The sequence below is a fragment of the Fodinibius salipaludis genome (assembly GCF_002287075.1).
Lineage (GTDB): Bacteria > Bacteroidota > Rhodothermia > Balneolales > Balneolaceae > Fodinibius > Fodinibius salipaludis.
This window is the reverse complement of the sequence record NZ_NSKE01000004.1, coordinates 186089-200453: the sequence shown is the minus strand read 5'-3', so window position 1 is coordinate 200453 and position 14365 is coordinate 186089. Positions and strand designations below refer to the sequence as shown.

The 14365-nt window shown below is 44.1% G+C and carries 11 protein-coding genes; all 11 read right to left on the bottom strand.

Annotated features, from left to right (window positions below; genetic code table 11):
- Positions 1–148: 148 nt before the first annotated feature.
- The gene (ftsZ, locus tag CK503_RS06820) at positions 149–1477 is read right to left on the bottom strand and encodes a cell division protein FtsZ (RefSeq protein ID WP_176466239.1); all 1329 of its coding nucleotides are present in this window, start codon (positions 1475–1477) and stop codon (positions 149–151) included.
- Positions 1478–1577: 100 nt separating this feature from the next.
- On the bottom strand, positions 1578–2843 hold the full coding sequence (gene ftsA, locus CK503_RS06815) for a cell division protein FtsA (RefSeq protein WP_095606045.1): 1266 nt from the start codon (positions 2841–2843) through the stop codon (positions 1578–1580).
- Positions 2844–3052: 209 nt separating this feature from the next.
- Positions 3053–3802: a cell division protein FtsQ/DivIB gene (locus tag CK503_RS06810; protein WP_095606044.1), complete on the bottom strand. Its 750-nt coding sequence runs from the start codon at positions 3800–3802 to the stop codon at positions 3053–3055.
- Positions 3803–3897: 95 nt separating this feature from the next.
- Positions 3898–5298 carry a UDP-N-acetylmuramate--L-alanine ligase gene (gene murC / locus CK503_RS06805; protein ID WP_491523059.1) on the bottom strand — a complete coding sequence of 467 codons (1401 nt, stop codon included), beginning with the start codon at positions 5296–5298 and terminating at the stop codon, positions 3898–3900.
- A gap of 69 nt (positions 5299–5367) precedes the next feature.
- Complete coding sequence (gene murG / locus CK503_RS06800) at positions 5368–6489, bottom strand: undecaprenyldiphospho-muramoylpentapeptide beta-N-acetylglucosaminyltransferase (protein ID WP_095606185.1); 1122 nt, start codon at positions 6487–6489, stop codon at positions 5368–5370.
- A 49-nt stretch (positions 6490–6538) separates the two neighbouring features.
- Positions 6539–7729 (bottom strand): FtsW/RodA/SpoVE family cell cycle protein, encoded by a 1191-nt coding sequence (locus tag CK503_RS06795; protein WP_095606042.1) that lies wholly within the window; start codon positions 7727–7729, stop codon positions 6539–6541.
- 73 nt (positions 7730–7802) lie between these two features.
- On the bottom strand, positions 7803–9170 hold the full coding sequence (gene murD, locus CK503_RS06790; RefSeq protein ID WP_095606041.1) for a UDP-N-acetylmuramoyl-L-alanine--D-glutamate ligase: 1368 nt from the start codon (positions 9168–9170) through the stop codon (positions 7803–7805).
- A complete protein-coding gene (gene mraY / locus CK503_RS06785) occupies positions 9167–10303 on the bottom strand; it encodes a phospho-N-acetylmuramoyl-pentapeptide-transferase (RefSeq protein WP_095606040.1) in 1137 nt (378 codons plus the stop codon). Before mraY ends, murD begins: the two co-directional genes overlap by 4 nt.
- Entirely contained in the window at positions 10303–11784 is a 1482-nt protein-coding gene (locus tag CK503_RS06780; protein WP_095606039.1) for a UDP-N-acetylmuramoyl-L-alanyl-D-glutamate--2,6-diaminopimelate ligase, read from the bottom strand. Before CK503_RS06780 ends, mraY begins: the two co-directional genes overlap by 1 nt.
- The gene (locus CK503_RS06775; RefSeq protein WP_095606038.1) at positions 11781–13946 is read right to left on the bottom strand and encodes a peptidoglycan D,D-transpeptidase FtsI family protein; all 2166 of its coding nucleotides are present in this window, start codon (positions 13944–13946) and stop codon (positions 11781–11783) included. Before CK503_RS06775 ends, CK503_RS06780 begins: the two co-directional genes overlap by 4 nt.
- Entirely contained in the window at positions 13947–14357 is a 411-nt protein-coding gene (locus CK503_RS06770) for a hypothetical protein (protein WP_255233351.1), read from the bottom strand.
- Positions 14358–14365: the final 8 nt, after the last annotated feature.

Sequence of the window (14365 nt, the reverse complement as noted above, 5' to 3'; positions counted from 1 at the left end):
GAAGGCAAATAAAAAGGAGTCCCGATCAAAGGACTCCTTTATTGTTTATAGCAATCAATAATCCCAGAGTAAAGGGATTAGAATGAAACTGATAGTTATCAGCCATCCGTTATGTACATAGCAATCTAAATCGGATTCATATCAACGGCTAATCCATTATTTTGCGCAGAAATGCCGGCTGATCGGAATCAGTTTTGTCGATTCGTTCGCGGCGATTGTTGAGCAGCTCATTGCTTTTTTCCTGCTCGTCCTGCATTTCCTTTTCCTCTTTCTCATCGTCGTTGAGGGGACGCACATTTTTAAGTCCGCGACGGTGGAATGCCGGCTGATCCATCTGCTTGAGATTCTTCTCTCCTTTATAGAACGGTTCGTTCGTTGCGGAGTATCGGCTGTGTCCGGTAACATCACTGGCTTTCGGCATATCCAGTTTATCATCGTCGGCCTTCTTTTGAGCTGCTTTCTTTTTCTCGTTGGGAGCTACGCGCGCTTCCTTATTGCTTTCGGCAAGATCAAATCCAGTTGCAATAACGGTGACCCGTAGTTCATCATCAAAGCTTTCGTCGAGCACCGTACCGAGAATAATCTCAGCGTTTTCACCCGCTTCTTGCTGGATGATGCTGGTTGCTGTATTCGTTTCTTTCATTCCCAGGTTTGCTCCGGATGAAATATTAACCAATACATTGCGTGCACCGTTGATGCTTACGCCATCAAGCAGTGGCGAATTGATAGCTTCGCGGGCTGCAATTTCGGCGCGATCTTCGCCCGTAGCGTTGGCGGCCCCCATGATAGCGGCACCACCGTCGAGCATGGTTGTACGCACATCGGCGAAATCAAGATTGATAAGGCCGGGCATCAGAATGAGATCCGAAATACCGCGTGTCGCATTATAGAGGACCTGATTAGCTTGCTCAAATGCTTCGAGCAGCGTAGTATCCTCATCGGCGATATCCATCAGTCGCTCATTGGGAATTACAATTACGGTATCACTGTTTTTCTTGAGCTCGGTAATTCCTTCAAGCGCATATTTCATCCGTTTGGGACCTTCACAGTCGAAGGGGGTAGTAACAATACCGACTGTTAGGATACCCTTTCGTTTGGCTATGCCAGAAACTACAGGCGCGCCACCCGTCCCGGTTCCACCACCCATGCCGGCCGTAACAAAAATCATATCGGCGCCTTCGATGGCTTCTTCAATTTCGTGTCGATTCTCTTCCACGGCTTCCCTGCCAATTTCGGGGCGTGCTCCGGCACCAAGTCCGTTGGTAAGGTTGGCCCCCACTTGAATGGTAAGATCAGCCATGCTGTTTTTAAGCGCCTGTGCATCAGTGTTAAGAGCGATATACTCCACACTGGTCAGGCCTTTTTCGATCATGTTGTTAACGGCATTGCCTCCGCCGCCTCCAACACCTATCACTTTTATTTTCGCATTGTCTTGACCGTCGATGTCAAAACTAAAACGAGAGTTTAGGTTAGACATAATATTTACTCCTTTTTTAGATTGCTGTGTACTATTTATTGCTATTTGATTGCTATATATTTTCTCTTTGTGACAGCAGATATGGCTGCCGGCATTTTTTTTAAAGTTCTTTGAACCAGTTTTTCATCCGCTCGGCGATGCGATTCATTACTTTCTCCACGCTCGATCCTTTGGTGGATGACGGGACGATAGCTTGGTTTGTAGGACCGGAACCGGTTTTGATAGCGTGCATAACCAGTCCTACTCCAGTTGCATAAATTGGGTTATTGACCTCTTCAATAAGTCCGCCGCTGAGCCCAATTGGCTTGCCGATCTTGGCATCCATGCCGAGTATCTCGTTAGCCAGGGGACAGACATTGTTGATTAGCGAGCCGCCGCCGCTGAGCACCACACCGGCACTTAGATTGTCGGCATAACCGCTACGTTTCACTTCGATGGCAACAATTTCTAGGATCTCTTCCATACGTGCCTGAATAATTTTGCCAAGAATGCTTTTGGTAATTTCCTTTGGTGGACGTCCTGCTATTCCGGGCACGGTAATGGCTTCATCTTCCTCTATCATATCCACATACGCTTCGCCGTGCTCACGCTTTAGTTTTTCAGCTTGATCATCGAGCACGCTTAATCCTACCCGGATATCATCGGTTACTTTCTTACCGGCAATGGCGATCACGGCCGTATGACGAATTGTGTTATCCTGGAAGATGGCGACATCTGTAGTTCCGCCACCGATATCTACCAGCACTACACCAGCTTCTTTTTCTTCTTCATCGAGTACGGAATAGGACGAGGCAAGCGGCTCCAAAATAATATCAGCCACTTGGTAACCGGCGCGCTCAACACATCGGTAAATGTTTTTAGCGGCTGAGACAAGTCCGGTAATAATGTGTACTTCTGCCTCCATGCGCATGCCGCTCATGCCTACAGGATCCTGGATGCCATCCTGTCCGTCAACGACGAACTCTTGTGGTATTACGTGGATGATTTGTTGGTCGGTGGGCAGCATAATGCGCTGGCAATCTTCGAGCAGGCGTTCAACATCATCTACCGTAATTTCATTATCACGGTTGTTAATGGTAATCACGCCCTTGCTGCGCATACTGCGGATATGGTCGCCTGCAATACCTACATTTACCGAGTTGACCTCAATGCCCGAAGCCAGTTGTGCTTGCTCTACGGCTGTTTGTATGGCATTGACGGTTTTATCAATATTCACTACCACGCCGCGATTCAGACCATCGCTGGGTGCTTTGCCCACACCCAGAATATGGATTCTATCCTGCGGATCGATTGAGGCCACAATTGCACATACCTTGGTAGTGCCAATATCCAGACCAACGACAATTCTATCTTCTTGTTCTTCCATAATGTTATCCACGTACTATTGTGATTTATTAATCTCTTTTCTATGTCATCCTGAACTTGTTTCAGGATCTGTAATCATTCAATTTTCTGTTTTAGATGCTGAAACAAGTTCAGCATGACATTTGGTTTTATGCTTATTCTGTTGCTGTTTTCAGCGTCCACGCTCGGAACATATATCAGCGTAGATAGTAATCTGAGATTATTCTTGTTTTAATTTTCACGCGTTACGACCTGCCCTTCAAACCTCAGGTCGACAGAACGCATTTTTTCAATTCCTTTTTGTTTGATGACTTCACCGTAAAATGCTTCCCAATTGCGAAGTCGGTTATTAAAATTTCCTTTCCCAAAAATAAGTTTTACACCATTTTGATTCGTCAGAGCTACAATGCCCTCATCCGATGAAGACCAGGCGATTTCACTTATGGTAGCATCAGCCACATCATTGCTACGAACAGCCGTTAGAAAATCAGAAACGGTTTTAAAAGCTTTGCTTTGCAGCGTATCCTGCATTGGTGTAGCGCTAAATCCATAAAGGATTGGCACATCAACTGTCTTTCCCGGTGCAATAGGTAGTTTGATTCCTTCAGAGTCGACATAAATTTTCTTTTTGTTATCTACTAACAGAGCAACCGGCTGGCGTTCAGTAATAATGACATTCATGGTACCGTTTGGTTCTACACTGATGTCAGCCTGTTTGACATACGGCAACTCCTCAAATCGATTTCTGATGTCCCCAAAGTTCATGCTGTCTGGATTCATGCCTGTCGGAACTTCTACCAGTTGCAGGTCATCTGCCGATACAAAATGGTTGCCTTCAAACTGGACACGCTCCACTTTCATCGTCGAGTTCCAGTACAGGCCGGCCATAACTGCCAAACCCAGAACAAGTACTGCTCCGGCAATCCAAGGCCAGGCGTTTTTGCTGTTTTGGGATTCGTTATGTTGCTCGTTTTCAGTCATTTATTAAACTTTATCTCATCCTAAAATCCTTTCAGGATCTATTTTCAATTAGTTTGTTATAGCGGATGCTGAAATAGGTTTAGCTTAACACGTAATTATTGATTCAGTTTTGATATTCCTGCCTCCAATGCTTCTACAAATTGTTCGCCGTATTTATAAATGTCACCGGCCCCCATGGTGATAACTACATCACCCGGTTTTATGATATCCTTTAATTTTACCGGTAGGTCGTTTTTGTCTGCCACATAATGAACTTTCTGATGCCCGTACTCCTTGGCTACATCAGCAATGAGTTTGCCGGTGACGCCTTCAATGGGTTCTTCACGGGATGGATATACATCAGTGATAACACAGACTTCGGCATCGAAAAATGAGAGTCCAAATTCCTTGTAAAGTTCTTGTGTCCTCGAATACAGGTGCGGCTGAAAAACAGCTACAATACGACGATCTTTCCATCCTTGTCGTGCAGCATCAAGCGTAGCTTGTACTTCTGTTGGATGATGGGCATAATCGTCAATCACCATTACGCTATCTTGTTCCGTCTTCAGTTGGAAACGTCGGAATACTCCTTCAAATCGTTCCAATCCGGATTTTATATCTTCGAAGTAAATATCAAGTTCAAGACCAACTGCTATGGCCGCTAATGCATTTTTCACATTGTGTTCTCCGGGAGCCTGAAGATTAATCTCACCGAGTTCTTTTCCTTCTTTAACAACTGTAAATCTGCTGTTAAAGTGATTAACCTCAATATCGACAGCCCGAATTTTAGCTTGGGGCGTAAGTCCGTAAGTAATAGTTCTTCGTTCGATTTCCGGGATAATACTGCGTACGTTTGGATCATCCAGACAAAGGATTACAGCACCGTAAAACGGAACTTTGTTGGCAAATTCGATAAATGCTCCTTTGACATCTTCGAGGTTATTATAAATATCCAGATGCTCGGCCTCGATGTTAGTGATAACGCTTAAACTTGGAGTAAGTCGTAAAAACGTTCGGTCAAATTCATCCGCTTCAACAACAATGATATCGCCCTTTCCGACTACGGCATTGGTTTTAGAAAAACTGTGTACTTTGCCGCCTACCATGATGGTCGGATCAAAGCTCCCATCCTGTATAACATGTCCAATCATGGTTGTAGTGGTTGTTTTACCATGCGTTCCGGCTACACCTACGCCGTATTTCATACGCATGAGCTCGGCCAGCATTTCGGCGCGTTTAATTACCGGGATTCCCTGTTCGAGGGCGGTACTGGTTTCAATATTTTCTTCAGCTTTAACCGCGCTGGTATACACAACCACATCGGCTCCTTCAATATTTTTAGCATCGTGACCAATGGAGATTTTGGCACCCAGTTCTTGGAGTCGTTCAATGGTTTCACCCATATTGGCATCCGAACCGGTAATGTGATATCCCTTTTGAAGCAATATCTCGGCCATGCCGCTCATGCCAATGCCGCCAATCCCGACCATGTGGATATGGCGGGTTCTGCCAAAAATAGGTTGTGTTTGTATTTGCTTACTCATTTTGTACTTATTCTATTTCGAACATGTCATGCTGAACCCAATTCAGCATGACACAGCAGTTATTTTGTTTTTAACCAGTTTTAAAATTTCGGTTGCTATTTCTTCTGCGGCATTAGGCCGTGCTAAGTTTTTAGCCGCTTTACTCATTTCTTTAAGTCGCTGTTCATCATCAATAATTTCTTTAACTACATTTGCCAAGCTACTTTCTAAATCGTCATCAGCCACCAATTTCGCAGCTCCTTCATCAACCATAGATCGTGCATTTTTAGTCTGATGATCACCGGCAACATTGGGCGATGGTACGAGAATGCTCGGCTTGCTGGTTAAAGCAAGTTCTGAGCAGGAGAGAGCTCCCGCTCGACTTATTACCAAATCTGATGCGGCATAAGCTGCTGGCATATCATGGATAAAATCTTTAAGTCGTAAGTTTTCAAAGTTTTGTGGTTTTACATCTTTGCGGAGTTTGTCATAGTAGCGCTTTCCGCATTGCCAGATAATTTGAAGACCGGAATCGTTATGCAGCGTTTCAATATGTTTCTGCATGGCTTTGTTAATCTTTTTTGCTCCACCGCTTCCACCGAGTATCAACAGTGTTTTTTTATCGCTGCTAAAGTCAAATGCTTGTACTGCCTCTTTGCGGTTGGCCTGACTTAGCGATTTTCTGGTGGGATTCCCCGTCAATTGAGTTTTCTCTTCCGGGAAATGTTTTTCAGCATCATCAAAAGCGGTAAAAATAAGCGCTGCACTTTTACCCAGTATACGGTTGGTCACTCCCGGGAAACTGTTTTGCTCCTGGATAACAAGTGGAATACCCATTTTAGTTGCCACCCAACCCACGGGCCCGGCAACGTATCCTCCGCATGAAATGACTACATCAGGATTATATTTTTTGATAATAACAAAGCTCTGAACAATACTTGTTGCCAGTTTTACAGGGAATAACAGGTTCTTAAGGGTAAATCGACGGTGGAATCCACTAATCCAGATGCTGGTAATATTATACCCGGCTTTGGATACAGTGTCCCATTCCATATGATTTTTCGTACCGGTAAAAAGAATTTCAGTATCGGCAGAGGACTCCCGCAACGCATCTGCAATGGCGATGGCCGGGTATACATGACCACCAGTACCTCCGGCTGCTATGAGTACTTTTGTTTTGCCCATAGCAGCGGAGTCTGGTTTGTCCTGTGATGATATGTTCTTTGTTACAGCACTATGCATAAAACACTGCTTTTTTACTGCTGTCGTATTTCGAAATATTCATAAGAATGCCAATCATAATTCCAGCAAAAAGAATATTGGTCCCACCATAACTCACAAAGGGCATGGGCAGTCCTGTAACCGGAAGTAACCCGCTGGCTACGCCGGCATTAATAAATCCGTAAAGCACAATCGTAAGGGTACATCCAACGGCAATAAGCATTCCCATAATATCGGGCGCATTTTTAGCGATTTTTGCAATGCCGCGAAATAGGATGACTGTAAATATCAGTATGACCAGCCCTGAACCTAATAGTCCATACTCTTCTGCGATGATAGCAAAGATGAAATCATTGTAAGGTGCCGGAAGGAAATTACGCTGGGTACTTTTGCCAATACCTACGCCCAATAGTTCGCCCTGTGCAATGGCAATATGGGCCTGTTGCGCCTGGTATCCTTGTTCGGTGTTAAATTTGGTACTATTTATTTCTACAACTTGGTCCACGTATTGATCGATACGACTCTGCCGCTCAGGAGATTGCCATATTAAAACTCCGCCCCCCATAAGGCCAATTAGTATCAGCGTACTTAGCTGCATCATGCTAATACGTCCGACAAACATGACCAATAGTGACAGGAAAAACAGCAAGGTAGCGCTGCTAAAGTCTTCGATTCCGATAAGGCCACAAGTGATGACCACCCAAAACATGATGGGTAGGAACGCACGTTTAAAATCTTTTATGTATTCCTGTTTCTGCTCCAATAACACGGAAATGTGAATGAGCAATGCCGGTATTGCAAATGACGTCGGCTGAAATGAAACACCGCCAATACTTAGTGATCGTTTGGCACCAAATACCTCATTGCCAAATACCATGACGGCAATTAACAGGATCCAGCTAAAGACTACGCCCAAACGGCTGAATCTGGCCAAGATGTGATAGTCAATTTTCGAAACAATGAGCATGGCCAGAAAAGCGATGCCCACTTTTACAGTATGATCAACTACAAGGCTACCGGCTGTAGTATGTTTGGTCTCGGCAAAAAAGGCAATAGATGAATACACGGCCAGAACACCAAATATCATCAATAGAATTACTGATACCAGCAAGATACGGTCACTCCCTTGCTTGGGCGTATCAATGTCATCCGGACTGGTACCCAGTATGGATGATATATTTTTATTTGGCGTTGTGTATAGCATAATTTTTGTTTTCAGTCTTCAGCTTTCAGCTATCTGACAAACTGTGGATAGCTGAAAACTCAAGGCTGAGTTGTTAAAGTCGATTTACTGCTTTTTTGAATTCATTGCCTCGGTGTTCATAATTGTCGTACATATCAAAAGAGGAGCATGCCGGGCTTAGCAAAACAACTTCACCCCGCTTGGCTACCTCCTTGGCCGATCGTACGGCGTTATTCATATCCTTAGCAGTTTTAAAATTGGGAACTATCGATTTTAGTTGCTCTTCAATCATTGGCTGAGCTTCGCCTATCGCAATAATTGTGTGGACTTTTTCCTGGATTTGATTGACTAACTCGGAGTAATCATTTCCCTTATCACGTCCGCCCAAGATGATGGTCATAGGAACATCAAAACTGTCGAGGGCATACCACACTGCATTGATATTGGTTGCCTTACTGTCGTTGATGTATTTTACTCCGTTAACCGTGCGCACCAGTTCGAGACGGTGTTCCACGCCTTCAAAAGTGCGCAGACTTTCACGGATGGCATCACTTTTAATTTCGGAAGCACGAGCGGCAAGAGCCGTAGCAAGTCCATTGCTTAAATTATGCTTACCAGAAAGATTAACATCACGAGTTGGCATGAGTACCTCTTCTTGTTTGTTGATTTTTAAAATGATGTTTTGATTTCGAATAAAAGCTCCATTGGCCTCTGAAAGATCTTCGTCGGTTGAAAAGGGTAGAAGCCGGGGTCCCTCTTCTTTTTTTTTAAGTGAATATACATACTCGGTAATTGTTGGATCATCATAATTGTAAATGAACCAGTCGTTACCCGTTTGGTTTTCAATAATTCGAAATTTCGATTTTGCATAGCTTGAAAAATCATGGTTGTATCGATCAAGGTGATCAGCCGTAATATTTAGTAACACACTTATATGTGGGTGGAAGCTATCTATGTGATCCAGCTGAAAACTGCTGACTTCTAACAAGGCTTCGCTGTTTTCTGATGTTTGATCAACTTTGTCAGAGAATGCGTATCCAATATTACCACCGGTTATATGATCACGGCTGGCTTTTTTCCAAGTATGATCCAGCCAGTTTGTTACCGTTGTTTTACCATTGCTGCCTGTTACTGCCACAATGGGGCTTTTATTAAACCAGCTGGCTATTTCAATCTCCGAATACACTTCTTTTCCACTGTTTAGATATTTTTGTACCAGAGGTGCTTCTGTGGGTACCCCGGGACTGATGGCCAAAAATGCGCCCCCTTCTGCTTTAGTTGTATGTCCATTTTCTTCAAAATCGATATCCAGTGTGGTTAATTTCTTCTTTACAGAATGGGCAATAGCGCCATGATCAGTCACAAATACATCAGCTCCTTTTCGCTTCAATAGCGATGCCACAGCAAGCCCACTTCGGGCGGCTCCCACAACGACGATATGTTTGTTAGCAACTTCTCTCATCGTAGCTTAAGGGTTAAGAGACTTAGGATTCCAAGGAGCACCGCAATAATCCAAAAGCGAATTACAATTTTAGATTCAGGTAGTCCCTTTTTCTCAAAGTGATGGTGGATTGGGGTCATCAAAAAGACCCGTTTTCCTTCACCATATTTCCGCTTTGTATATTTGAAATAGGTTGTCTGAATAATTACTGAAACGGTTTCAACAAAAAAGATTCCGCATATAATGGGCAGCAAAAGTTCTTTGTGCAGCATAAGAGCCAAGGCTCCAAAAGATCCGCCCAAGGCCAGAGATCCGGTATCACCCATAAAAACAGAAGCCGGATGGGCATTGTACCACAGGAATCCCATACAAGCACCCACCAGTGATGCGGCGAATATGGTCAACTCTCCGGCTCCCGGCAGATAGATGATATCAAGGAAGTCAGAGAAGTCGGTTCGTCCCGATACGTAGGCAAAAATGCCGAGGATAAGTCCTGCTATAGCTGATGTGCCGGCTGCAAGACCATCAAGGCCGTCCGTTAAGTTCACAGCGTTACTTACAGCTGTAATTACAAAAACGACCATCGGGATATAAATAACCCAGCCGAGTGCTTCGCCCAATATGGCGTAGTCGATGTTTACATTTTTTAGGAATGGCACCGTAGAAAGCGTATTAAAGTCTTGAAACTCCGGCCAAAAGTATAGCGTAAGTCCGAGTAATAAGCCCACAGAAACCTGTCCGGCTACTTTAAGCCTTCCGCTTAGACCCGACTTATCCTTTTTAACCACTTTGATATAGTCATCAGCAAAGCCGACCACGCCCAGGATAAGTGTAACGAGGATAATCATCCACGTATAGATACTATCCATTTTCATCCAAAAAGCGGCCGGAATAAGAATAGCCAGAAGGATAATTAGTCCACCCATACTGGGGGTGTGTGCCTTGCCAAGATGTGTATCCAGTCCAATATCTTCGCGGATTACTTCGCGCAGTTGCATCTTTTCAAGCCATTCGATAATACGTCGACCAATCATTACACTGATAAACAGGGCCATGGCCGCAGCAATGGCAGCCCGGGTTGTAATAAATTCAAATGCACCAAAGCCAGGGGGCTGATAAGTAACTTCTAACCAATGTAAGAGTTCGTACAGCATTAGGTATCCCCGTTTTTAGGATTCAAATTTCTGTTACCTAATGCTGCCTGGGCAATGGCACGGTCGTCAAAATCATGGCGTTCACCTGCAACCTCTTGATAGGTTTCGTGCCCTTTGCCGGCTATTAAAATCATAGTATTGGCGTCTGCGTCCTTAATAGCTTGTATGATAGCTTCTTTGCGATCAGTAATTCGTGTGATGGATTCCGGGTTATCAAACCCGTGTATTATGTCATCGATGATAGCATCGGGATCTTCGTTGCGCGGGTTATCAGACGTGACAGTAACCTTATCCCCATACTTTTCAGCAATTTCTGCCATTTTGGGTCGCTTTGTTTTATCACGATTGCCACCGCATCCGAAAACAATGTGCAACGCTCGGCCCTTAGTTTTGATGTCAGCCAGTGTTGAAGCAACATTTTCCAGGGCATCGGGAGTGTGCGCATAATCTACCAGTACAACGGGATTTTCGTCTTCACCCGAACCTTCAACGCGTTCCAGTCTGCCGGCTGCTCCGGTGGAAGCTTCTAAAGCATTTTTCACTTCTTCATTTTCATATCCCATGGAGCGACAAATCAAAAAAGCCTGGCTTAGATTGTAGGCGTTGAAGGTGCCAACTAACGGACTTTCGATTATAACTTTTCCAATACGGACGACCAGTCCATCCATTGTGTTTGAAAGTACCTGGCAATCAACTTCGAGAGCCTTGTTGAAACTGAAGTCGATGACTCGAGCAGGGCAGTCCATTACAATAAAACTGGCATAATCATCATCTCCATTAATAACAGCCGTTGCATCGGGATCAAGGTTGTCGAATAATTTCTTTTTTGATTTTGCATATGAATCCAGGTCATCATGATAATCCAGATGATCGTGACTTAGATTAGTGAATGCGGCAATCTCAAAGTTGATACCATGAACACGCTGTTGGTCGAGTGCGTGTGATGAAACTTCCATCACCAAGTGGGTTGATCCGTCCTCAACCATTTGAGCCATGTCGCTGGCTAATTCAATAGGATCTGAAGTTGTAAGTTTGCTTTCTACCTCTTGGTCGCCGATGCGTTTTGCAATCGTGCCTAACAGCGAAGGCTTGGCGCCCAAATTTTGCAGGGTCTGATAAACCAGATTTGCAACTGTTGTTTTTCCGTTGGTACCGGTTATGCCGATAAGCGTTAATTTATGAGCAGGATTATTAAAAAATGCTTGTGCCAACGGACCGATAAGCGATCGGGTATCCGAAACTTCAACAACGCAGACCTCATCATCAGAATAAAAAGAATCTTCACAGATAATGACCGAGGCCCCATTGGCAATGGCATCATCAATAAAGGAGTGCCCATCAACCTGAAATCCTTTAATCGCAATAAATACATCGCCCGTTTCTACCTCGCGGGAATCCTGTCGGAGCATACCAATGCTATTCGGCTCCGGTCCGGAGACGTTTGATGGGTTACAAAGCGATATGAGTTTATCGAATGTCACTCGGTTGATTTATTAGTTGTTAATGACTCAAGTGGTTTTGCTTTACCGCGAATGGTAACAGTTCGTCCCTGTTTCATCATGTCGCCGGGACGTGGGAACTGTCTGTATATTGTTCCCGAACCAATTATTTCAGTTTCAAAACCGCGGTTATTTAGCAATACCATTGCTTTGCGCATGCTCATTCCGCCCACATCAGGAATTCGAGAATATCCGTTGGGCAATTCTTGCACTTCTGTTTCAGTAATAGTGTCAGATAGCGTTAATTCAATTTTATCGTCCGGTGTTAATTCAGTTCCGCTTTCGGGAGTTTGATCAGTAATCCAATCACCGTTGCCCTGCAGTTTGTAGGGCAATTGCTGTTTCTGTAACAGTGCTTTAGCATCCTTCTTTGTTAATCCTTTTATATTGGGAGCATAAGCCCATATTTCATCATTTTTCTCTTTTTCCAGAATGTGTTTTTCGATTTCATTATCCAATCCGGCAATACGGTTGGCGGTTTCTCTGAAAATAGGTCCCGCCGTAACACCACCATAAGGGGGATAGGTATCAGGATCATCGAGCACAATAAGGCATACATATTTAGGATCATCAGCCGGAAATACACCTACAAATGAAGAGCGATATTCGTTACGATATTGGCCATCGATATATTTTTGAGCCGTCCCGGTTTTTCCCACAATAGAGAGTCCGTCGACCTGTGCGTATTCAGCAGTTCCCGAATCAGAAACGACCTCCTTGAAAATGGGGTACAGCTTTTTGATGGTAGATTCTTTGGCAATTTTTCGAACGGGCACTTGGTTGTTTTTCTGAACAACTTTATCTCGGCCGTTTGTAATCTTTTCTACCAAATAGGGGCGCATCATTGTTCCTTCGTTAGCAAAGGCAGCGTAGGCCTGTGCAATCTGAATGGGAGTAGCCTGTACTTCGTATCCTATTGCCATCCAGGGCAAGGTAACTTGACTCCATTCGTACGGCTTGGGAAGACGTCCGCTTTCTTCGTTGGGAAGATCAATGTTTGTGGGAGTACCAAATCCGAGATTACGGGCATATTGGTAGAATGCATCTTTTGACAGCCGCATGGCTATTTGTGCTGTAGCCACGTTTGAGGATTTTTGGATCACTTCGGGAAACGAAAGAGTTCCCATCGGTTCGTGGTCACGCATCCATTGACCATGTATTAGTGTTTTGCCGTCTTCGGGGGTTTTAAACTGTTCATTTAATTGTACCTTCTTTTGCTCGACGGCAGCTATGGATGTAACAAGTTTAAAGGTAGAGCCGGGCTCGATCATATCCGAGATCGCAAAGTTCCTGCGGTTCGTACTATTAAGGGAGGCAGGATTATTGGGATTGAATGTGGGATAATTGGCCATTGCTTTAATGGCTCCTGTTTGGGGATCCATAACAATAGCAGAACCGCTGATGGATCTGGTTTTGTCGATCCCGGCTTTAAGTTCTTCTTCTAAAATAGCCTGAATATGAGAGTCAATGGTGGTGTGCAGTGAATGTCCTTGCTGTGGTTGTTTGCGAGGGGCGCCCAAATAAGCATAAATACGTCCATTGCGATCGCGGCGAACTTGCTGTACGCCATCTTCACCACGAAGCTGATTGTTATATTCTTTTTCAAGACCCGTCATGCCGTTAAGGTCGTGATTTACAAATCCAAGGGTATGGGCTGCTAATGTTCCGAAATTGTACTTTCGCTTATATTCTTCTTCCAGAATGACACCCTGAATGTTGAGTTGTCGTAGGGCCTCATGGGCTTCGGTATCGATACTTTTATTTAAGACAACATATCGCGACCGGTTTGGTGCCTGTTTTATTTTTTGTTGATAAAAAGCTGAAGACCTCTTGGTATATTTGGCCAGCGTGTCACAGACTTGACCGATTTGTGTATTTGTAAGTCCCTCGATCTTGGGATCAATGGCAGCTTTATATTCGACGTTGTTTGTCGCAAGCAGGCTCCCATTTTGATCATATATATTTCCTCGTTGGGCCGGTATGGAGATGTAGTCGATAGCTTGTTCGTTCCAGAGGTTTCGTAGCTCATCTCCCTCCACAAAGTTAACACGGAAAAGCTGTAGTCCTATCGCGAAAGGTACTAATAGTACCAGGCCAAAGACCATAAAGAGTCTGTTTAATATGGCAGAACGAGAATTTTCCATCTACTTTTCCACCTCAATTACCTTTTCAGCCGGTCCGCCATTAATGAAGCCAGCTTCTTGAGCATTTTCATAAATTTCTGCCGGACCAATAATCCGATCGTAAATAAGTTTGTAGTCGGTGTGCATTCGCTGAACACGATTATATTCAGCCTCAAGCTGGTTGACCTCGCGTAATAGTTCTTGTGTCGCAAAAACATGATTGAGGTAAACGATACCCAGTAGGCCCAATACTATAGCCCCTGCAATTACTTTCCAGGGTTTCAGTTTGGGAAGCGATATTCCCTTTTTCTTTTTTGTTGATCCATTAGTTCGTTTATTCCCGTTACTTCCATTAATAAGGATACGGTTGGATGAGCGAGACGATTTTTTGTTATTAGATCGTCGGTTCTTTTTAACTTTATCCTTTTTCATCGGAGATT